The sequence below is a fragment of the Zoogloea sp. LCSB751 genome (assembly GCF_002028455.1).
Classification (GTDB): domain Bacteria; phylum Pseudomonadota; class Gammaproteobacteria; order Burkholderiales; family Rhodocyclaceae; genus Zoogloea.
The window spans coordinates 1-272 of the sequence record NZ_MWUM01000192.1; the positions used below are offsets into that span (position 1 = coordinate 1).

Annotated in this window: 1 protein-coding gene; it reads left to right on the forward strand. The window is 43.0% G+C overall.

Translation table 11 applies throughout. The features are described from left to right. Window positions 1-51 precede the first annotated feature (51 nt). The coding region (locus B4920_RS26310) for a PAS domain S-box protein (RefSeq protein WP_139379680.1) at window positions 52-272 on the forward strand (221 nt) is incomplete at its 3' end.

Consider the following 272-nt stretch of genomic DNA (forward strand, 5'->3'; position numbering starts at 1 on the left):
GGGCTTAATGCCGAAAACAATAAAATAAAACAGCCAACCCTTGAGGTTCTTATGCGCCAGAATTTACCAGTGACGGGTCGAAACTTAGAACTCCCAAAAGATGCCAATATTCTTTCGACTACCTCCCCTCAAAGCCATATCACGTACGTTAATCCTGACTTCATTAAAATCAGTGGTTTCACTGAGGAAGAACTATTAGGCCAGCCTCACAACATCGTAAGACACCCAGATATGCCGCCTGCTGCATTTGAGCATATGTGGAGTACATTAAA